The sequence below is a fragment of the Novipirellula aureliae genome (assembly GCF_007860185.1).
Taxonomy (GTDB): domain Bacteria; phylum Planctomycetota; class Planctomycetia; order Pirellulales; family Pirellulaceae; genus Novipirellula_A; species Novipirellula_A aureliae.
Genome location: NZ_SJPY01000001.1, coordinates 1290725 through 1312337, shown reverse-complemented (window position 1 = coordinate 1312337; position 21613 = coordinate 1290725). Strand labels below are relative to the sequence as shown.

Below are 21613 nucleotides of genomic sequence, written 5' to 3'. Positions count from 1 at the left end.
GCAAAATTTTAATCTCGCCTCAGCCCTCCATTATGTCCCACTGCGATACTCCTAGCAGACCTTTTGATTTCTTTCCAATCTGCTGGAGAAAAACGATGGACAATCTTGTTGCGCTCGTTCAGGTGTCCGCCATGATTACTGCTGGCGTGATCCTGGGGGCATGTTTGGTTGGCTCGGGACGTACTCGGTGCAAGATGCGGTCCGCTCAGCGTGTCGTCAGGTAGGTGACGTCAGATAGGTGTCGTCAGATAGGTGTCGTCAGAGAAAGGCATGCAGCTCGCTCGACGGCGTCCTCGAATGGAATGAGCGTTCCCACCGTCGCAGGGCATGAAGATTGTATGAAGATTTCTTTATTGACCGCTCATTGGCGGTTCATGCGAAGTTGTCATAATGCGAGTGTTGCATTTTTCACTTGAACCACGTTCGCCGAGAATCGTTTCGATGAGTGTTCGCCTTCTAGTCGTTGAAGATGACCCAGGAATATCCGATTTCCTCGTCCGCGGCTTGAACGAAGAGGGCTACACGGCAGAGTTGGCCAAAGATGGCCGTCATGCGTGGTTGCGGTTGCAGTCGGAGACTTGGGATCTCGTCATCTTGGATTGGTGGTTGCCGGGGGAAGACGGTATTCACATACTGCAGCGTTTCCGGCAGAGGAATCGAGTGACGCCTGTGCTATTTCTGACGGCACGCGATGGCGTCAACGAGCGAGTGACGGGACTTGACGCCGGGGCCGACGACTATTTGACAAAGCCGTTCGCCTTCGAGGAACTTCTAGCCCGCGTTCGCGTTTTGTTGCGACGACAAAATCAAGCCGACAGCATGTCGATCGAATACCGCGACATCCGTATTGATCTCGCTCAGCAACGGGCCACTCGTGCGGGAGAATCGCTGGACCTGACCGCGAAGGAATTGTCACTCTTAGCGATGTTTGTGCGGAATCCCGGCCGAGTGCTTTCGCGAACGCGGATTTACAGTACGGTCTGGGATGAGAATTTTGACGGGCTTTCCAACACCCTCGAAGTTCACGTTAAGGATTTGCGTCGGAAACTGGAAGCATTTGGCCCGCGTGTGATTCAAACACGCCGAGGCCAAGGGTACATCCTGGAGTCTCAAGACACGAGTCACGAATGAAACTTACGACTCGTGTCTCTGCCTATTTTCTGCTGACACTGGCGATTGCACTGACCGTTTATTCATTGGTGTTTTATTCCGTGACGCGACGACAAGTCGTGTACCAATTCGAACATGAATTGCATGGAGTTCTTAACTCTTTGGTCGCAGCAGCGGAAATCGAAGAGACCGAAGTCAAATGGCAACCGTTGGAACACGCTGTCTTCTTTGGTTCGCTCGACCAATTTGGCGAAGTCAATTGGATCGTTGTCGGCGACCGCAATCTGGTCGTCGAAAAGTCTCGGAATGCGGATCGGAAGTTGACGGAACTGGCGATGCAATTAGCCGGGACAAATGAATCGAGCGGTACGCTGATGGATCCTGTCGATTCAACGGATCAACGCATGGTTTTGTATCAACGTTTGACAGCACCGAAGCCACTTGCAACGGAACGAGAACTCGATGAGTTTGATGAATTGATTGTCGTCGTCGGTCGCAACACTGCAAAGCGAGATTCGATCATGTCCAGGTTGACTTTCCTTGTCACGGTGCTGCCTCTGGCTGCCTGGTGCGTTGCCGCTGCACTGGGATACTGGATGGTGCGTCAGGCCCTCAAGCCGGTTACCTCGATGGCGAGTCAGGCCCAGTCGATTGCTGGTTCGGATTTCCAGTCTCGGTTAGTCGTGCAAGACTCCGGTGATGAACTGGCCGAACTGGGGGCGACCTTCAATCAATTGCTTGACCGCCAACAGGCTGCCTTCGAGCAGCAACGACGGTTCGCCGGGGACGCGGCACACGAGCTAAGATCGCCTATTACAGTGTTGCTCGGACAGATTGACGTGACGCTTCGGCGCCCACGAAGTGAAGCAGACTATACTTCGACCTTGCAACTGCTGCGCACCAAAGCGCTATCGCTTCAAGAGATCGTGGAAGCACTTTTGTTTTTGGCGCGAAGCGAAGGCGATACCGCCATTCCGCGGCTGCAACCGATCCAGTTGGGCGTGTGGTTTGACGAATATGCTTCGGCTTGGTCGAGTCTACCGCGGGCAGCCGACCTAAGACTGCAGAACCAGATCGACCGGTCGATCGCGGTGCGGGCCACGTCAACATTGTTGGCACGAATCATTGACAACCTGGTGTCCAACGCGATGAAGTATAGTCCTCCCGGAAGTCCGATCACGATTGATGTAGTGAGTGACGAAGGGCACGCGATCGTGCGCGTCACGGACACAGGCAATGGCATCTCCGAGGCGGATCAACAGCATCTGTTCGAGTCTTTCTTTCGATCCAGCGAGGCTCGTAGCAAGGGAGTTGCCGGTAACGGCCTCGGATTAGCCATCGCCCGTCGCATCGCCGACACGCTTGGCGGTACGTTGCAAGTGACAAGTACACCTGGTCGCGGAAGCTGCTTTACGTTGCGGTTGCCCACTGAGTTTATCCATCACGCTGCCAACGAGAACACGGTTTGAGCTTCGGCGAATTCGCCAGAGTTTGGCTAGTTGGGTTAGGCCGGGAAGTAGGTCTCGCTTGGCCTCGGTGAAACATCTTGTTTTGCCGAGGTTTATTTTGGAACGTCAGATTGTTGATGAACCCAAAAACATTCTTTTGGCCCTGCGATGCCTGAAAAACCTACCTTTCTGTACTTGGGATTGAAGAATCAACCCACGAATTCTTCGCTGGAGCCATTGAAGAAGGCCTGATAAATCAGATTTTATCAAGAGTTCATCGGTGGTTTAGTGCGCAAGGCGATACTTCTTTCTGACATCAGCACACTGCCGATGTCTCGACCGATTCGTAGCGTCGATTCGATAGAACACTTTGATATGAAGGAAGAAATCATGCGTCGACTATTCAATCTATTTGCCCAAGCTCGGTTCACTCAACCTTGCGATCCTCGGACGATGGATCCGATGTCAATGACACTTCACGATGTCATACGTCTTGTTGAAGAGGAGCAACACGAGTGAACGATTCCGTGTCACGAATTGCCGGCAAGATGAGTTTTCTTTTATGTTCGACTCACGGAGCCTTCCCCTAGATCGCTTAGGACACCCGTGGCGTTAATCAAACCACGAACCAATTGACTTGCCCGATTTTATCCGTCATGAGATTGGAAAAATCACTTACCCCTAGCCCGGATGCTTCATGTGATGGCTCGTCATTTGAGTAACTCGTTAGAGCGAAAGCGTTAGTGTGAATCCTCGGAGAAACACTCTGCGAATTAGCCGTTTTGGCGTTAGCCGGCTGCCGATTTCGTCGCGATACCCATTGCCACTCTTGCTCGAACCCCTCGATGCCTCCGGCCTGTGGGTCATTTCGGCCTCCGGCCTGTGGGTTGATGAAATTGGGAGGTTGAAGATTCGTCAGAACGACATTGCCTATGAACGACATTGCCTATGAATTGACAGTCGATCCCATCTGCGGGAAAGTGATGTCGATCCAATGAGCGCCAAGATCATCGCTGACCAAGCTGGCGACTAGCCGCCAGCTGCAATCGGACGAAATGCTGGAACACGCCAAACTTGGGTGAGTTTGGTTATTTGCAGCAGAGGTGTCATTGGATCGAAGAGAACGTTTTGCTCAACGTCAGGTTCGCTATTCGCTTGCTGCTTGCATGAACGCTTCGGGGCGGTTGAGATTAAAGTAGTGACCGTGATCGGCGGTGAGAATCAATGCGGTATCGTTCCAACCGCCATTCTGTTCGATCCATGCCACCACGGCCGCGAATGCTTCGTCCCCGCTGAGGACCGCGCCGATGGAGTTGTCGATATTATTGGAATGATTGGCCCAGTCGACTTCGCCGGCTTCAATCATCAACCACCATTGGTCGCTGCGAGCATCGAGAACATTGAGCGCGGCCACAGCCATCTCATCAAGTTTGACATTCTCGTGCAAATCCGCTTCACTGTAGGCCTCGGCCTTCGCGGGCTTGGCATTTCCGTAACTGACGACCGGATCGTAATTTCCGTCGGCAGTCTGATAGGGCAAGTGGCCCCCTTGAGCGCCGAAGAAACCGAACAGGCGATTCTGATCCTTTATTGCCTGTTGCACGGCTGTGCTGAGAACCTCTGGACCAGCCATGCCATCGGTACGCTGAGCGACGACATATTTGCCACCGTTCTCAACGTCGATCGCTGCCAAGTCGTCTGCGGCGATGTACTTGTTGCCAGGAACAAAGTTTTTGCCTTGTCCCCCATCTTTTTTCGGATTGATTCCCCAACCGCCGCCGATCAGCACGTCGACGCCTGGCAAGCCACCGGGATGATAAATGGAAGGACGTCCGACCAAGTCACGCGTTAAATCCTGATAGTCGCTTCGGTGTACGTTGTTGGCGTAGGCACATCCCGGCGTTGCATGGCTGATCGGAACGCTGCTCACAACACCGATAGCAAAGCCATCTTGTTGCAGCGTCCTGGCGATCGGCATCGCTTCACGACCTACGAAGTCCACATTCATTGCGTCGTTGTAGGTCTTGATCCCGCAAGTCAACGATGTCGCGGTGGCAGAAGATTCCGCGTAAGCATGTTTGGTCTGCTTGCTCTTTCCGATCAGGTAATCGGCATCGGTGGGAGGTTCCCATGGCGAGTTGCCGCCTAACTTGGCGTCGTAGCCTCCACGAACTTTTCCTTCAGGGTTGATAACGGTTTGCTTGTCGACACTGACTGACGTGCCGTCGACACGAGGGCTGGTGACGCAATATCCATAGTCCGTCGTCGTACCTCGATAATCCAAAAAGTGGAGCCCTTCGCCCCGTCCTTCACTATAATCCTTGCCAGAATTTGCGATGGCAGCAATTCGCGTCGTGTCCCAATCCATGCCGTCGAACACAAATAGAATCACACGTTTCTTGCCTGATTCAACAGCCGACTTTTGCAGTCGGTAAACGTCCGTCTGGTCAAAGTATTCGGCTTCGGGGTTGTGCGTCTTGTCAGGCAGGAAGCCATAAAGTTTTTCGATTGCCGCGGCATCGCGATACAAACTGTTTTCACCGCTGACCGCGTTTAGGTCAATTCCAAACGTGTAAACGGGGATCAAGCGGTTGCTGTGCGTCTTCCAGCTCGAATACGTCTTCGGGTTCGGTCCCCAATAGCCCCAGTCGGCTTGCCGAGTTGTTACCGCATCGACTTGCATCTTCGCAATGGGATCGGCGGCCTGAACGGGCACGTGCTGGCAAGCGTTTGCGGCCAGTACGAAAGCGAAGACGGATATGCGAATTGTGAAACCAGGTTTAAGATTCATCTAGTATGCTTCGTTTCAGTGGTGGGTTGGTGGGATTCTGTGTGAGCGAACGCATCGTGCGGTCACGTGAGTTACTCATGATAATCGTATCGAAATCAAAAGGTAGTAGGGGGGAGGATTTTCCTCTGTTGGGCAGCACCGCATAGCCTTTAACCCTAAACCCAAGCGAAAGTTTTGAAGTTTCGATGGTGAAAAGCGACTTCGCCAAAAAATGTGGCTGTGGCTTCCAACCTCGACCCGCAAAGTTTACCGGCTCGGGTCAGTTTGTTGACTTCGCCGGCTTATTGATCGAGTCTTGCATCGATCGATCGGATGTCAACGTAGACGGCGTGGGCGGGAAAGGTAGGCTTTCCTGCCCACTTGCCAATCGAGACAAACACGATCACGGTGCACCGCGCGGCATCGTTCGATGGAAAGGCGTTGTCTCGTTTTGCTGGCAGTCGTTGGATGAAGGTCGGATAGGTTTGCTGAAGCTAGCTGTGCTGAAGCTAGCCGTGTTGAAGCTAACCGACTGCGGCATTATCGTTTTTGAGCCGAACCAGTAGCCACTGTTCGGTTTTGTCCTGACCGATATGGATCAGGGCTGGAGCTTCGTCCTTGGTGAGATTGTAGAGTCCTGTCTCAATCAAGTCCGACTTATTATCACCGATCGAGAACGCGACTCGCTGCGTTTTCTTGTCGATCGAGCCTTGAACGGTTTGCGTCTTGCCATTTGCCGTGTCCGTATAGTTGCCGCGAATAACACCAGCTTTGTTGACGGCCAATTGGATGGTCACGTCTGATTCTTTAGCGTTGGTTTTGGTCAAGGCAAAAACGCCAAGCGGCAACCACTCACCGTCCTCGGGTGCCTCGGCTTGCGCTCCAGCCTGAGCGATAGCGCTTGCTTGTTCAAAGTACTCTTGGGGCGTTCCGACGTCTTCGCCGTTCATCGAAACATTGCCGTTATCGTAAACGATGGTGGTGCCATAGTCGTAGTAGATTGGCTGAGCGACGGGATAGCCGATCCACGCGTCCACCGAGTTCCACGTCGCGGCTCGCCACATGGTGTTGGCGGTCCAGCCTGCGGCAAACCAAGCACCCGGATGATTGGTGTGCCAGCGAGGGCCATAAAGGTCCCAGTGGTTGTAATTGCTGCGTACGGCTGCGGCGCTGGTGTAGCGACCTGATGGCGTCACCCGAGCGAAACCTGCGGCCGCACCGGCTGGGCCTGCAACCACACCTCTGGCAGCCGCAGCGCCATTGGCACCACGCACTGCACCACCCGCCGCCACTCGGCCGTCTGGCGTCACCGCTGCACGACGTGTTGCTGCTGCCCCCTCAGGTCCGCGAACTCCGCTGGCTGCTGCGACACCACCATTCGGACCCACTGCCGCACCACGTGCCGCCTGGACACCATCGGCACCTTGGACACCGCCAACTTTGGCAACGCCACCGTCCGCCCCGACGCCCACGGCGCCGGCTCTCGTGTTACCGCGCGGCCCGGTCACCGAGACGCCTGCTGCTTGACCACCGCGGGATCCTTCCGCCGTCCCATGGGTGATATCGAAGTTATCGCCTGTTCGATTTCGCGAGCTTCCAAGACTGCCTAGGCCGCCGTCCGACGGCATCCCCAGAAAGCCGTCAAGCTGACTACGGTTCGGTTTGGAATACTGGTTTCTGGTTGCGGATTGACCACCAAGACCTTGACCAAGTCCGCCGCCTAAACCGCCGCCTAAACCGCCAGAGCCAAGCCGGTTCTCACTGAGCCCACCCCCAAAGCCGCCTTGGTTGATACCGCCACCGGCGCCGATGTTGTGACCCGCACCACCGAAACCACCGCCACCACCGCCACCAAGGCCACCAAGGCCACTCTGGTTAAGTCCGCCACTCATGCTTCGGCCACCTCCGCCGCCTAATCCACCACTCAGGTCACGGCTCAAACCGCTACTACCGATGCTGCGGCTAGCACCGCCACTGAATCCGCTACCGATACTGCGGCTAGCGCCGCCGCCGAATCCGCCACCGATGCTACGCGAGGCACCGCCGCTGAATCCGCCGCGGCCGCGGCCCCAGCAATCGTCAAGTGGAAGACAAAGTAATAAACTGATGGTTAAAACGCTAAGGATTGATTTTCTAGTCATGAATACGTTCTTTTTGAGGCTGGTCTTTTTGGTTTTTGATTAGTCGATCGGTTGCGGCCGGATCGGTTATTTACTTGATGGAACGCGTTTAATCACCACTTCGTCGGTATCGGGAAGTGCCACGTCGCCAGCGGTTCGTTGAGTCGACTGCCATACGTAGGCATTGTCATCAAGACGTCTGAGTTGGTTGACCGATGTTGTCGTTATGCCATCGCCGGTCACACCCCTCGTTTCAGAGATCCAACCCACCGGCGTCATCGACCAAACCCCGACCGCATGCCCACCGTCGGGGCTGAACGTCCAAGACTGCACATGACCTTCGGCCGGATTCCAGCCGATCAGTTGCACTCCCGAGCTTTTCGTCCCATCCACTTGCGTCGTCGTATGGGTCCGCTCAACGAACATTCCATTGGCGACCCAGCGGAATACCGATTCCATCCGCACGCCATGCTCCTCCGCTTCCCAGGTCCCGATTAACCAGCCGAGATCTCCGGTGCTTTCGCGTGATGCGATTGTCTCTACCCAGCGATCTCGCACCGACGCCATTTCCCATTGACCGTTTGTCTTTACATGGACCACTGTGTATTTGCTGACCCCGATACCGCCCTCAGGCGCCGGGTCGACCAGCGCCCGTCCGTCTTCGATCGCGACGGAGTCACTGAGCAAACGTAGTGAATCGATCACCATGCGGATTTTGGCGTTCGGATTTTCTGCAAAAATCCCCGCGTACACCTGTTCGATCGCGTCCCGGCCCTCATACATCGTCCCTGAATCGTCAATGTATTCAGCGTTCTCCGTCCACAACGAGGCAACCGCCTTGGCGTCATGCTTGCCAAATGCTTCGATAAACGCTTTCGATTGGGCTCGAATCGCATCAAGCTCGGGAGAGGTTTCGGTGGGCGGTCCAGCGGTATTTGTAACTGAACCCGGTTGGGTTTGTTGGGCCAAACCCGAAGAAGCCATCGCCACCGTCAGGGCAAGGGCAGCAAAGATCAACGATCGCATGGTGCATTCTTTCAATTAGCTTGATTAGATGATCGCGTCCCTGCATTAAAATCACGGTCTCCGCCGCGCGGTGTAGCCGAAGTCGCCAAGACTTTCGCATCGCTACCAAAGCATCGCTACCAAAGCGTCGCTACCAAGAGCTTCGCAAGACGACCTCAAGTGCGGTGATCATGGATGGAAAAAAATCTGTCCAATAAAACAACGCACTGCTCTGGGGGATTTCTGCTAACTATATCCTGCCGACGAAGCTGGGGAATTAAAAAACCGGGCATAATCGATGTTTTTTTGGGGAGAATCTGCCCTCAACTTGTCCCCGCGCAACAACGCCTACCGTAGTTCCATCCCGAACAACGCTCGCGACCATCCCCACTTCCCAAGTTGCCGTTGGGAAGGATGATCAATGGTGGCGTTTCGGGAGAAGGATCAGAACTCGATCTGATATTTCTCGGTCATCTTGCGACGAATCTGCGTCGTTGAAACAGCGATTTCTTGCATGATCTTGTTGGCCGTTTCATAACCACGACTGGTCTCTTGTGCTTCGATCTGAGCCACTTGCGCACCATCCTGCCTGAGCGATGCACGCGGATTGGCCTGGTACCGATAGGCATAACCACCGCCAAAAATGCCGTAATTCTCTGCAGCGCCTGCTGCATATTGGTAGTTATAGACTTGTGCACCCTGCATGCTCGTAATTCGCGTCGCCGTTTGTACACCCGCTGTCCGCATCGCGGTTTGCGATTGACGCAGAGCAGCGGAAACTTGAGTCGCGAACGTCACCATTTCTGGATCGACGTGAAGAATCGGCAACGCATCGATCTTGGCGGCATATCGTGCATACCACATCGCCTCGAGTCCCGGAGTGCTTGATTGATGTTCCTGGTCCTCATGCTGCAAGTCGGAAATCAACAATTGAATCGACTTGAAGTATTGCTGAGTCGCTCTGGCCGTTAGATCTTTACCTGATTTCGCGTCTCCAGGCGAGGAGGTTTGTGACAATGACTGCATTCCAGGGGGGGCATCGAACAAGCTAAAGACTCGCTGGATACCACTGGACTGGAATGATCCTTGCAGCAATATCTCATTGCGACTGACCGACACTTTCCAGTCGTTGAGCTCGTTAATCATGGCGCCATGGTTACCGAGTGATTCCAACAGCAACGGTTTTGCGACGTCTTTCATCAAGCTGACGTCTCCATCAAAATCGACCTTGATCCCGCCGGTGATTCGGTCGGTAATTTCAATTCCCAACGTGATTCCACGGACACTCGACAGTGCCTCGGCCAATTTGTCCAGGTCAACTTGCGTGCCCTTTAACGATTTCATTAGGTCAAGTCGATGCCGAATGAACTTGGCCGACAAAACATTTTTGAGGTCCATCGCCAAAACAATCGGCACCTTTTTTTGGTCCGCATAGCCTTCTGCTTCGGCCAGGTAGGGCGAAAGTGGCTTTCGCCCGCTCGTTGCAAACACGCTATCGACCCAGCGTGCGGTCTGCTGTCGGTCGGCGGGGTACATGGTTCCGGCAATGAACTTTCCGAATTTGACGACATAGGTATTGTTGGGAAGTACCGCTGCGTCTTGGCCACTGATCGTATCAACGTTGCCACCATGACGCTCGGTCACCGTCAACATGGAGGGTTCTTCGCTAAGATCCATCACCGAAGCATGCCAATGGGGTTGCATCAATTCAATATCCATTTGTGCAGCCATTGCCAGATGCAATGTTTGGGGAGGCACGATCATCAGTCCCGATGAATATTTTGCAGCTTCGCCGTTCTTCCAATTCTGCGACGCTGCTAAGGGCGTTGCCATGATCTCCTCCATGTTGAACAACATCAGCGTATTGGCGTCCTCCGGTAGATGTTGTAGCAAGTTCTCAAATTGGGCCTGACAAGCGGGGAGGCTCGTCAACCCTGCGACAAGGATCAGCAGGAAGGCGGATAATGAACGATTCATCGTAGGCAACTCAGGGGTGAAAGGGGAGTAAATCTGAACGCTTTCATTGTTCAGAAGATAAGTCGAGTGTGTTCATTTGGATCACTCCGGTCCAGAGTGCTCCATCGGTATACCAGGGGTCGCCACCGCCGTTGACTCCTTCACGCTGTTGATGAAAACCAGGTTCGCTTGAATGCTCCGCGAGGTCACCGGTTTGCTCCAAACACTTGAAAAGATAATCGCGTTCAACATCGATGTCGGCAGCCGTGACGTGAGTTATCTGGCCGGTCGTGCGACTTAGTCCAACTCGCTTGTCATAAACCGCAGAACCAATCCATGTCGATCGTCCTTCTTGATTGACTTTTCCTGTCTTCCAAAAACGAACATGGTGCCGGTGTCGCGGATTGTCACCGACCGGTTGTTCAAAGGCCAGGTCTTCTTTGCGACCGAACAAATACAAGCTGCTGACGGGAGCGGAATCGTCAGGGCGCGAGAGCACGGTGTCTGCCGCAATCTTCAAGTCGCTCTTCAAGCCTAGTGCAGCCGCAGGATACCAGTTGGCCGCATTCATGATTTCCTGCAAATCCGTTTCGCTACCAGTCAAAGCGACATTCAACGGGTCGCCTGGGTGACCATCGCTTGTTCGCGTGATCCGCGGACGAGCCTCCGCTACCGAATGGTGTCCAGGATAGTTCTTCGATAGCCAAGGAACAACCCCATATGCCGCTATCAGCCAAAACATCAAAAACACTGCAAAGGCCTCCACCAGCCGATTGCTGCGACCGAAGCGGCTTGGATGAGAGACACTTTTCTTACTCGATTCCATGGTGATTTGATTTACTTCGCGCGCAAAGAGATGGCCTGGGTGGAACGGTGGATTTTGGTTGCAAAGTGAAGTGTTTGGTGCGATCGATCGAGTTGCACCGATCGGGGCGCGGAGACCGACTGCGGGTTGACGCGTGCGACGCCGCGAGGCGGTGTCACATCGCCCGCTGTTTTTCTTGGTCCTACTGAACGCTTGGCGTTGATCTTGACGGCAGAGATCTTGACGGCAGAGATCTTGACGGCAGGTCGATTCGCTCAACGTTTTCACACGACCTCGTTGGAGAATCGAATCACCTCAAGCTCCGTACGCCCGATCCGTGTATTTCTCCCTCAGCCTGGTTACCAAGGTGCCCTCATTATGTCACGCAGGAAACCCAAAAACAAGCAAGACGTCAGCAGAAACCAAAAAACGCTTGTCGCTCGCTCTGTCAGCGCCAAGCGGAGAACCACGCAAAGAGGCGGGTTGGCTGTCGACAACACTCCGAAGAACTTCGATTCGTTCAAGCTTTTCTATAGCTTGGGCAGTTCTTCCGAAGGCGTTGTTCCGGGAGAACAGCCAGGAACAGCGCATGGGAACTAATTTTGCTCAATCGGCAAATTGGCAGCTCGAAACAGGTGACAAAACATCCCGATAAACGTAATCGACCACACCACCAGCGCGATCCATAAAAACACGGCTGTGATAAACGACAGGTACGGCAGTTCGAACACGGTCATCATGCGGTAGGTGCATGTCGTGTACATGCCGAGCGGGAACACAAGGCCCCAGTATTGTGGGTCATACCGGAGTTGATAACGCTTGTAAATGTGCCGCCAGACGCCGAGGGTGAGCAACATTGGAATCCACCATGTCGCCGTCGCCCAAAAGAATAGGGTGAATCCTTTTAAGAATGGTTCGATATCGCTCAGCAGCGACGAGCCCTCGACGGCGGATACCAACATTACGCCTGCCAGTGTTGAAATCGCCATCGCTCCCATGTTGATCCAATAGGGCGGTGACAGGTCCGACGCCTTCATGGGCAGAAAAGCGTATCGAAAAAATATCAATGAGATGATCCAGATGTAAAGCATCCCACCGCCTAACCACATCGTTAGTGCAAAGAACAATGTCTGCGGTTGGTAGGAACCAAATCCCTCTGCTAGTGTCGAACCAAGTAACGATACGGATTGCGTCGCAACGACAGCAACCAACCAGCCCCCGTGAATCCCATCGGCCAGCGTAGGTTTCACTTCTTTGATCACATAGCTTGTAAAGATTGTGTAGGTCAGTACGAACCATAATGTGATCCCTATTATCCAGAGTACGACCGCAACGCTACGAGATTGCATCACTAAGAGATACTGGCTACCCAGCACACAGGTCCCAGCGACGGATGTAAAAAAGCCAACCCCGCGACGATGATCGACGAGATCGGCAAAGAATTTGCGAGGAAAGATCGCAAGTCGAAACAGAGTGAGGGCCCACAGGATTGCAAATGCGATCGTGTTGATCCATAACAATACAATCGCAATTGTGAGATGCCCCATCAAATGACTAGCGATCGAAACGATGCCGGTCGCCATCACCAAAGCAAAGTAGGCTGGATTCAAGTCCGCGATTGCGGTCTTGTTCGCCGAGAGTCGGTCGTTTGAGTTGGTCATGTATTGGAATCCAGTGCGACCAGGTATCGCATCAAGCCTAGGTTCAACCCGAGACAGACGGTGCTGGCGATCGCAGCGGGCCAGACAATTTCCTCGTTCCCCCCCAACCATGCGTTCATGGTCGCCGTGAGTAGCCACAGCTGCATGATGACTAAAAGCAAAACGATGCAAAGAATGCCGTAGACAATCGATAATCGTTGTCGCCGAGTTTGTGAACGGTCGGTCATGATGTTCTTAGCTCCACTGCGGTCGCATAAACAATCCCGTCGGCGATACGCAACTGGATCTTGGGAAGAGGGCGACGTGGCGGACCCGCGAGCGGACGACCCGTGCTGGCTTCAAAGTAACCTTCATGGCAGGGGCAATGTAGACGGTCGTTTTTCACGTCCGGTCGAACCGGACACATCAGATGAGTGCATTGATTCGAGTACGCGACGAATGTTTCGGCCGTTTGACGAATCAGCAGACAAGGGTCACGATCCGTGGGATAATGGAACGTCTTCGCTTGTCCCACCTTCATGTCGTCAACCATTGCAATCTGCTTTTCCTCCGTTTTCTTCACGCGAAACAGGCTTTGCAACACGATCCAAAATTGGCCGAAGGCAAAGGCAAAGCTAGTCAATACCATAAACTTGGTGAAGTCACGGCGAGCACCGTATTCATCGGCTTCGACATCAATTGGGAAATCTTGCCGCCATTTGGGTTGCTCGGCTTCGCTACGACCGTCCGGGAATCGATGTAGAGGTTCGTTGTTCATCAGTAGGATGTTTAAAGGTTAGGGATACGTTGGAGTCTTGACTTTAGGCGATGACGGTGGGTAGTGATTGGAAACTTGGAATCGGCTGGAACCGATACTCCAACCAAAACCTACGAGACGATTGGCAGCTCAAATAGAACTCCGTCCATCATCATGTCGGGTTCGTCCGGTTCATCACTGCCATGCATTCCGTCAACGACATCTAAGTGCGTCAGGCGGGAGTTCTTCGGGACCATCATTCGAACCTTTGTGTGAATCGTTTGAGCGCCAAAATGGAATTCGTTGACAGGGCGTGATTGGGGGCGAAGTTCTTCGATTTCATCCATCGTGCCAAAGTGCAACGCACCACTGGGGCAGACCGTTGCACACATCGGCTTTTTGCCTTCCGATGTTCGGTCATAACACATGTCGCATTTCATCATCAGCTCCATCGATGTCTCCATTTTGGGAACGCCGAACGGGCACGCCAGAACACAATTACTGCAGGCGATGCAGCGAGGTTTGCGAGCCGATTGGACGACACCATCTTCGGTCCGCTTGATCGCATCGGCAGGACATACTTCCGCACAAGTCGGCGAATCACAATGCATGCACACCACCGGTAATGTCTGCGGCGACTCATAGCGATCGACATACTCCAGGTGAATCATCGAATGCCCCTTGTGCGTGTCGCATTCCGAACATGCCTGGACACAGGCCTGGCATCCGATGCAGCGGTTGGGATCGATGAAGAAAAACTTGTTCTCTGGAACTGGCATGGAGATGCTTATTGGTCTGGGAACGGGGTTGGATGAAGAGACACTAGCAATGAAGAGGATGGATGATTGGGGCGGAAGAATTGAAAAATTTAAAATGAGGAATGGGTTATGAACGCTCCGGATTTGGCGGTTTGGGGTTTGCTAGGTTGTTTTTGCAGTGACGATTGACTTGCCGACGAAAATCTCGCTTGCTCTCTGCTGCGCATCGCTTCTGCGTCATTCGGTGCAGGTGACGTACCACGACACACCAATTGGCTCGCGCTGTGGCGTCCGAGAGGCGTGTCCGGCAAAGCATCGACCCTTTTGCCGACCCGAGCGGCAAACTCCAGTCGTCGATTTTCTAAATCTTCGCCTCGTCGCACCGCTTTACGATCATTTTGCATTTTGCAATTCTCATTTTAACTTTTTCAAGCTTCAATTTTCCGCCACCGGCGCGGCATCCGCTTTCCTTAATCGAACGGCGCAGACTTTATATTCTGGAATCTTTGAAATTGGATCTTGCGCAGCGATCGTCAACTGGTTGGCGCTCTTCGCACCTGCCCAGTGATAGGGAATGAAAACCGTATCTGGCCGAATCGTCTTAACAACTTGTGCTTTCAATGTCATCTCGCCCCTCCGCGATGTGATCGTTGTCCAGTCACCTTCGACGATTCCCAACCGCTCGGCCAATTGAGGATGTATCTCGACACGCGGTTCAGGATACTGGTCCACCAAAGGTCCAATCCGCCGGGTTTGCGTGCCAGAGAGGAATTGGCTGACCACTCGACCGGTCGTTAGAATGACCGGATAATCTGCATCCACATCCTCGGTCGGCGGCGTGTAAGGGGACACATTGAATCGGGCTTTTCCATCTGGAAAATAGTATGGTCCTTTGTCGCCAGCGATCGGGTTGGGGGTACCCGGTTCAAACAGTCTCGGAGTGCCTGGGTGATCCTCGCTCGGGCATGGCCAGCAGACACCATATTGCTCTTCAATCTTCTCCCAAGTGATCCCGTAGTAATCAGCGACACCACCGCGACTGGCACGCCGTAATTCGTCAAATATTTCTCGCGAGCTTTGGAATTGAAAACCATGTGTGCGACCAAGAGCGGCGGCGATGTCTTGTATGATTCGCCAATCCTGTTTCGCATCGCCTGGTGGATCGACCGCTTGGTTGATCTTGATCACCTTGCCTTCGATCTGTGTGACGGTTCCTTCGTCTTCTTCTTGAAGTGATCCAGGCAAAACGATGTCAGCGTGGCGAGCGGTATCATTCAAAAAGAAATCGATGGCGACAAAAAAATCGAGTTTGTCGAGCATTCGGCGGACAAAGTTATTGTCTGGCAATGAAACGAGTGGGTTGAAGCAGAGCGAGATTAGACCCCGAATCTCACCAGCCTCGATTTTGCGAAACAGTTCGTAAGCGTCCACGCCTGGCTGCGGCAACTGATCGGCGTCAACGCCCCACACATTGGCCACATGTGCGCGGTGCTCTGGGTTTGCTAAATCACGTGCACCGGGCAATTGGTCACATTTTTGGCCATGTTCGCGACCACCTTGGCCGTTTGCTTGTCCTGTGATGGTTGCATAACCGCAATTCTCTCGCCCAATACGTCCTGAAGCCAAGACGATATTGATCGCGCCGAGCACGTTTTGAACACCGTGACTGTGATGTTCGATCCCTCGAGCGTGCATCAAAAAACTGGTGCTCGCCGTGCCCCACCACTCAGCCGCTTGCCGGATCGAACGTTCCGCGATGCCCGTAACCTCGGCGGTTTTTGCGGGGGTCCATGAATGAACCGACTCCGCCAACGCTTCGAATCCCACTGTATGTTGTTCAATAAACGGGTGATCGAGCCAATCGTTTTCGATCATCAGTTGCAACACACCATTGAACAATGCAATATCGCGTCCCGGCTTGATCGGCAAGAACAGGTCACACGTTCTTGCGATCGGCGTGATGCGAGGATCCACTACGATAATCTTGGCTCCTTGCTCTCGAGCTTGCCAAACATAGTTCGTCGTAATCGGCGCACACTCGCCCACATTCGCACCGCTGATCCAAACCACTTCGGCTCCCACGATATCCGACCAAGGGTTTGCCGCTCGGTCGATTCCGAACGCTTTCTTGTTGCCGGATCCCGCGCTGACCATGCACAACCTACCGTTGTAATCAATGTAGGGTGTCTTCAGGCAAACACGCGCGAACTTGCCCATCAAATACGTTTTCTCCGTTGTCAAACTCGCGCCACTGAGCATGGCGATCGAGTCGTTGCCGTGTTCGCGCTGAAGATGTGCGATCGCATCGGCGGTCTTGCGAATTGCATCGTTGTACTCCATCGCGCGAAAGCCTCCATCGGCTTGTGGATCTCGCACGAGAGCATTGAGCAGACGATCGGGATGCGATCCTTGTAGATAGCGTTTGACACCTTTGGGGCAGAGCATGCCTTTGTTGAATGGAAAGTCCGTCCACGGTTCAAAACCGATCACCTGATTGTCTTTGACTTTCAGTTGGATACCACACTGCTGGCCGCAAAAGCAGCAATGCGTTTTCACCGTCTTGTCCGGGTCAACGCCGCGATCGAGACGCGTACCGGAGGCACGAGCCAAATGCGGGCCGAACTGCTCGATCATTTCGACCGTCGATTTTGGTTGTGGTGCCATGTTTTTTTAATTCTGTTGTGGCTGTGGCTTCTAGCCACCGTTTCTGATGTAGTTATGCGACTGCGACTGGAAGCCACAGCCACGCTATGCTTTGTTCCATGCGATACCCTGCGCAAGCGCCAGCGAGACGCGGCGACAGCGCGGACAGATCCGCTGGTAATGATCTGCGGGGCCATCCGACATCTCGTAACAATAGCCCAATTGCTCCTCCACTTGAATCAAATCCTCCACATGCATTTTCGATGCAAACGGTTGATCACACCGCAGACAGATCGCCTGCTCACCACTCTTCCCCGCATCCTTGTAAAATGCGACGCCCAGTTGAGCGGGCCGTTGAAACAAGTGAAAAAACTTCCCGAATGGCATCCAAAGCAAGGTGAAGATGACGGTGACGGCATGTGTGATTGACAAAAACTCGTAAGCAAAACCGTGCATCCATGAATAGCTGACGACGAGCATCAAGCCAGTCACGCTGACAGCGAACAACATGATCAACGGTAGGAAATCTTCACCGAACCGTTGGATGGCCAACGCATCTCGCCCTCGCATCCGCCGGCGCATCGCCAACATCACGCCTGCGATGACAAGGAAGGACGCCCAAACCAATCCATGAAATATCATGAAGCCCAGTAGAGAATCGATCTGGAACGACATGGTCGGAAATCCAAACACGTTCGCGCGATAGGTATCAAAACCATCGCCAGCGAATTCGAAATGAACCCAACCAAAGACAAGCGGGAATGTAATCGCTGCCGCGAGGATGCAGCCCCACATAATCAAAAAGTGCGCCGCCCAGCGAAAGAAGCCGCGGCGGAAAATAAACAAGTTCGCAGCAAAATCTTCACAGACTCGTCGCAACCACAGAACCAAATTACGACGTCCTGCACGCTTACGAAAGAATGCTTGCCAGCCACGCCGCCAATACATCGCGGTTGGCGGTCGCTGTAACCACATCGAATAACGATAGGTGATGCCGAATGCGGCGAATAACGTCGCAAAGGTGTAGCCTACCAGAGCCGCATCGAAGTGCGAGAGATTGCGCGAGCCGATAAGAATCAGCACGGCCAATATCACAATCGCGACAACGCCGTGCAGACCAGCTTTCATCGCTTCTCGGTGAATGGAAAACGCTTTCAATGGAAAATCCTAAAGTTGGTTGCTGCTCGTGGCACAGGCTTCTAGCCTGTGGTTGCTAAAACACAGGCTGGAAGCCTGTGCCACGAACGCAGGCTGGAAGCCTGTGCTACGAACGCAGGCTGGAAGCCTGTGCTACGAACGCAGGCTGGAAGCCTGTGCTACGAACACAGGCTGGAAGCCTGTGCCACGAACACAGGCTGGAAGCCTGTGCCACGAACGCAGGCTGGAAGCCTGTGTCACGTACACAGGCTGGAAGCCTGTGCCACGAACACAGGCTGGAAGCCTGTGCTACGAACGCAGGCTGGAAGCGTGTGCCACGAACGCAGGCTGGAAGCCTGTGCTACTTTGTTCCGAAACTTATGCCGCTGACTGTGTTACCAAGTCCAGAACTCGCGGAAATAATATGTAATTCTCTTTGTGAACGTGATGACGTGTGTCGGTCTCAACGCGACGAAGCAAACCTAACATCTGTCGGTAGGTTTGGCCTGCATCACTCGGAGGCTTATAGTCCGCCGCCACCACCCGTGCGCTGCGAAGCGATTGGCCAATGTCCTCGTGATCGTAAATGACTCGCCGAATCGGCACCGAGAGTTGACGGAAGTCGTCGCCCCGACCGAACCTTTCTCCCGTAAACGTCGCCTCATCCAACTGGCGGATCGCTGGGAACAAATCTCGTTCCTCCATGGCCATGACGTTTAGTATCTCGCTACGCCAGCCAACAAAATAATCTTGCAGTTCACCAAGCTCTGCGTGCGCATCACCATAAACCTCAACCACTTCTGCAATCAGGCTCGTCAATGTAGGAAGCGTGTTCTTCAAATAAGCGTGATGTTTCTGTTCGATATGGTCACACAATCCACTCAACGAGGCATGAAGCCAATCGTCAACGGAGGCGTCCTCGATTTCAGCAATGGTCCGCTGCAGCAACGAATGGACACGTAGCAATTCCAGCCCATGTTCCCAACTTGCTTGCTCGAGGGTCTTGTCACCATCGCAGCAGTAATCAATCCGTAGCATCTCAAACACATCCGCCGTCTGCGGATGCTCGGCAACCCACTGGCCAACTCGTTTCGTGTAATGGGATTCAGACGGTTTCATCTTCCACGCTCTCCTCGAACTCAAGATCAATAATGTGGAACCAAGGCGACTTGTTGAACCTGCACCTGTTTGTGTATGTTAGGGGTTCATGGTTCAGTTGGCAAGGGCGAGTTTGCGGTTGATTCGAATATCGTGTCGTGTTGATGGGCACGGGCCTCAGTGGCGTGTTCTTCGGCGGCCGTGGTCTTCGGCGGCCGTGTTCTTCGGACTAGGAATGGTCGGCGTCGTTTTACCGGGCATTCCGACGACGCCGTTTCTTTTGCTGATGTGCTATTTCTTGATTCGGGTGTCGCCCCGTCTGCACGCAAAAGCCTTGGCATGGCCAGTGGTTGGCAAGCCACTACGAGATTGGCATGAGAAGCAGGGAGTCCATTATCACATCAAGGTGCTTGCTTACTTATTGGTTGCTCTGCTTGTTGGCTACACGATTATTTTCGGCGATTTGCACGTCAGCGTCAAAGCCGTCATTTTCGTTTTGTCGATCGTTGGGATTGCCGTGGTCGTTCGCCTGCCAACGATCCATCGAAAACGTGGCTGCAGCTAGCTGCCACCGGCACGCTGCAACGTGGGAGTAGTGGATGGGAACGGGGCCAGCGGCTTGAGTTTTGTTTTCCAGCGACTCGATTCTATCTCTCAGTTTGCTGTTCCCATATTATCTCTTTCCATTCAGACATCGGGTGGGCTGAGTCTGCCCAAATATTCCTTCAACACAACGGCATTGTTGTGCTCTTCGTCCTTGGCCGCATAGATCAGTAGGATCGCTTTGTCGCCAGCCGCCCGCAACAATTCGTAGGCTTCGTCTTTGTTTCCCGACAATTCCTTAAGGAAAAGCTTCCGGAACTCTGCCCACTTCTCGGGATCATGGGCGAACCATTTTCGTAGCTTGTCGCTCGGCGCGAGTCGCTTTGCCCATTGGTCCAACTTCAACGATTCTTTTTTCACACCGCGCGGCCAAAGTCGATCGACGAGTACTCGATAGGCGTTGTCTGACTCAGGGCAAACGTAAGCTCTGGTGATTTCAATCGTTCGTTCTTTTCCACTCATTTTTCTTCCATTGTAGGCTGCAGATATCGGGGTACGCATTGGGTGACCGGCAATCTGGGCTTGGGCAATCTGGGCTTGGGCAATCTGGGCTTGCTTGAAGCAGCATGGATCGGGTATCGATCACTCTGAGACCTTCCGGTTTGATTTTGAGGAGAATCCATGTATTGTTTTCAGTGCGGTGCGGCTGGCGCGGTGGCTTTTTGTCCGGCGTGTGGGCAGGATCAATTGGCGTCTCGCCGTTCGGTAGCGAACGAGACAAACACGGCATCGATTCACTGGACCGATTCCATTGACTATGAGACCATCATCGCTCATCCTGACGTTCGTAGTCGACTTGGGGCCATCCGTCCCTGCGGAATGAGAGGACTCTCGGGCGAAGATCTCTTGAGCATTTTTGATGCCGTTTCCCCCATTGGTTTCTCGCTTGGGAAACTGACGACGGCGATTCTTCCCATCTACGATAAGTTGGGGATCAAGACCGATTACCAATCCGAGGCTCTGTGCGATGCACCGACCGGTCGAGTGATGCTTGCCGTTCTCAGCAGTTTGGCGATCAAATCCCTCGCCATTGCCGAGGTCCAACAGGGTGAAACGCAGTGCTTGCTGATCTCGGATATTCCTGCCGGATTGATCACCAACCGTGGGCGGATGAATATCTTGCTGGAAAAAGAGAACGCATTGGTCCGGGTCTCAATGGCTTCGACGATCTCGGCCCAATGGTACGATTGGGGAAAGTCAAAGAATTTGCAACAATCGCTATTTGATGAAATTCGCAGAGAACTTCTGGATCAGGGATTTGGACAAGAGCCCGCACAACGAATCGCTTAAGAGACGACTGGAAACGCCCCCACGCCATCGCGTCTAGCGGAGGGCTCAATCCATGCGTGTAAAGTTGGCGACTTGTCGATCTTTTGTCTCTTCCAATGCGCGTAGCCGTTTGGCCAACCTCTGGATCGATCCCGCTGCGCTGCAACCTTCGAGGCGGTGCAGCCGTTCGCCAAGCATGTGATCCGAGGTTAGCACACATCCCAATGCGTCTTGCCAATGCGTCTTGAAACGACGGAGCGCTTTCGCATCGGCAACCTTTAGCACGAGTGAACTCCTCGCTAATGACGGGACTCGACGTCAGAAACGTCGCGTGTCGCGGATCAAGTTGCTCTAACCCGATGCGGATTACTTCCAGCGAGTGATCCTCCCGTCCGACCAGGATCCGACCGCATTGACCTTTCTGATAGGGTGTCCGTCATCCCACTCCTTCATTTCTGAATCCATTTGATTTAACTCGATGATCCCTCCAATCG

At 53.5% G+C, this 21613-nt stretch carries 21 protein-coding genes; 6 read left to right on the top strand and 15 right to left on the bottom strand.

What is annotated here, in order from left to right:
- Positions 1-95 precede the first annotated feature (95 nt).
- The 4 genes from Q31b_RS29320 (at position 96) to Q31b_RS28875 (ending at position 3077) form a co-directional block, all read left to right on the top strand.
- Positions 96-224: a hypothetical protein gene (locus Q31b_RS29320; protein ID WP_261343815.1), complete on the top strand. Its 129-nt coding sequence runs from the start codon at positions 96-98 to the stop codon at positions 222-224.
- A 217-nt stretch (positions 225-441) separates the two neighbouring features.
- Positions 442-1131: a response regulator transcription factor gene (locus Q31b_RS05010; protein WP_146598495.1), complete on the top strand. Its 690-nt coding sequence runs from the start codon at positions 442-444 to the stop codon at positions 1129-1131.
- Positions 1128-2579 carry a sensor histidine kinase gene (locus Q31b_RS05005; protein ID WP_146598494.1) on the top strand — a complete coding sequence of 484 codons (1452 nt, stop codon included), beginning with the start codon at positions 1128-1130 and terminating at the stop codon, positions 2577-2579. Before Q31b_RS05010 ends, Q31b_RS05005 begins: the two co-directional genes overlap by 4 nt.
- A gap of 309 nt (positions 2580-2888) precedes the next feature.
- Positions 2889-3077, top strand: a complete 189-nt coding sequence (locus Q31b_RS28875) for a hypothetical protein (RefSeq protein ID WP_146598493.1) — start codon at positions 2889-2891, stop codon at positions 3075-3077.
- 628 nt (positions 3078-3705) lie between these two features.
- Here Q31b_RS28875 and Q31b_RS04995 read toward each other — a convergent pair.
- The 13 genes from Q31b_RS04995 to Q31b_RS04935 all read right to left on the bottom strand — a co-directional run bounded on the left by Q31b_RS04995 (position 3706) and on the right by Q31b_RS04935 (position 19268).
- The gene (locus Q31b_RS04995) at positions 3706-5349 is read right to left on the bottom strand and encodes an alkaline phosphatase (protein WP_146598492.1); all 1644 of its coding nucleotides are present in this window, start codon (positions 5347-5349) and stop codon (positions 3706-3708) included.
- Positions 5350-5852: 503 nt separating this feature from the next.
- On the bottom strand, positions 5853-7469 hold the full coding sequence (locus tag Q31b_RS29315) for a protocadherin (protein ID WP_197170933.1): 1617 nt from the start codon (positions 7467-7469) through the stop codon (positions 5853-5855).
- Between the two features lie 66 nt (positions 7470-7535).
- Positions 7536-8474 carry a YybH family protein gene (locus Q31b_RS04985; protein WP_146598491.1) on the bottom strand — a complete coding sequence of 313 codons (939 nt, stop codon included), beginning with the start codon at positions 8472-8474 and terminating at the stop codon, positions 7536-7538.
- 423 nt (positions 8475-8897) lie between these two features.
- Positions 8898-10430, bottom strand: coding sequence for a hypothetical protein (locus tag Q31b_RS04980; protein WP_146598490.1), 1533 nt, complete (start codon positions 10428-10430; stop codon positions 8898-8900).
- A gap of 43 nt (positions 10431-10473) precedes the next feature.
- The gene (locus tag Q31b_RS04975) at positions 10474-11502 is read right to left on the bottom strand and encodes an LssY C-terminal domain-containing protein (protein ID WP_231617310.1); all 1029 of its coding nucleotides are present in this window, start codon (positions 11500-11502) and stop codon (positions 10474-10476) included.
- 308 nt (positions 11503-11810) lie between these two features.
- Positions 11811-12875 carry a tellurite resistance/C4-dicarboxylate transporter family protein gene (locus tag Q31b_RS04970; protein ID WP_146598489.1) on the bottom strand — a complete coding sequence of 355 codons (1065 nt, stop codon included), beginning with the start codon at positions 12873-12875 and terminating at the stop codon, positions 11811-11813.
- Entirely contained in the window at positions 12872-13102 is a 231-nt protein-coding gene (locus Q31b_RS04965) for a DUF6755 family protein (RefSeq protein WP_146598488.1), read from the bottom strand. The genes Q31b_RS04970 and Q31b_RS04965 overlap by 4 nt, the downstream gene beginning before the upstream one ends.
- Complete coding sequence (locus Q31b_RS04960; RefSeq protein WP_146598487.1) at positions 13099-13632, bottom strand: QcrA and Rieske domain-containing protein; 534 nt, start codon at positions 13630-13632, stop codon at positions 13099-13101. Before Q31b_RS04960 ends, Q31b_RS04965 begins: the two co-directional genes overlap by 4 nt.
- Positions 13633-13742: 110 nt before the next feature.
- Entirely contained in the window at positions 13743-14390 is a 648-nt protein-coding gene (locus Q31b_RS04955; RefSeq protein ID WP_146598486.1) for a 4Fe-4S dicluster domain-containing protein, read from the bottom strand.
- 89 nt (positions 14391-14479) lie between these two features.
- Positions 14480-14773 carry a hypothetical protein gene (locus Q31b_RS04950; RefSeq protein WP_231617309.1) on the bottom strand — a complete coding sequence of 98 codons (294 nt, stop codon included), beginning with the start codon at positions 14771-14773 and terminating at the stop codon, positions 14480-14482.
- Positions 14774-14804: 31 nt separating this feature from the next.
- A complete protein-coding gene (locus Q31b_RS04945; protein ID WP_146598485.1) occupies positions 14805-17033 on the bottom strand; it encodes a molybdopterin oxidoreductase family protein in 2229 nt (742 codons plus the stop codon).
- 84 nt (positions 17034-17117) lie between these two features.
- Positions 17118-18170, bottom strand: coding sequence for an MFS transporter (locus Q31b_RS04940; RefSeq protein WP_146598484.1), 1053 nt, complete (start codon positions 18168-18170; stop codon positions 17118-17120).
- A gap of 357 nt (positions 18171-18527) precedes the next feature.
- Positions 18528-19268: a DUF542 domain-containing protein gene (locus Q31b_RS04935; protein ID WP_146598483.1), complete on the bottom strand. Its 741-nt coding sequence runs from the start codon at positions 19266-19268 to the stop codon at positions 18528-18530.
- A gap of 118 nt (positions 19269-19386) precedes the next feature.
- Between Q31b_RS04935 and Q31b_RS04930 the strand changes: the two genes are divergently transcribed.
- Positions 19387-19812 (top strand): YbaN family protein, encoded by a 426-nt coding sequence (locus Q31b_RS04930; RefSeq protein ID WP_231617308.1) that lies wholly within the window; start codon positions 19387-19389, stop codon positions 19810-19812.
- Positions 19813-19934: 122 nt separating this feature from the next.
- On the opposite strand, the gene Q31b_RS04925 is transcribed toward Q31b_RS04930, so the two are convergent.
- Positions 19935-20312, bottom strand: coding sequence for a DUF488 domain-containing protein (locus tag Q31b_RS04925; protein ID WP_146598481.1), 378 nt, complete (start codon positions 20310-20312; stop codon positions 19935-19937).
- A gap of 159 nt (positions 20313-20471) precedes the next feature.
- Here Q31b_RS04925 and Q31b_RS04920 point away from each other — a divergent pair, with 159 nt between their 5' ends.
- Positions 20472-21140, top strand: a complete 669-nt coding sequence (locus Q31b_RS04920; protein ID WP_146598480.1) for a hypothetical protein — start codon at positions 20472-20474, stop codon at positions 21138-21140.
- Positions 21141-21185: 45 nt separating this feature from the next.
- Here Q31b_RS04920 and Q31b_RS04915 read toward each other — a convergent pair whose 3' ends face one another.
- Positions 21186-21404 (bottom strand): hypothetical protein, encoded by a 219-nt coding sequence (locus Q31b_RS04915; protein ID WP_146598479.1) that lies wholly within the window; start codon positions 21402-21404, stop codon positions 21186-21188.
- Between the last annotated feature and the right edge of the window lie 209 nt (positions 21405-21613).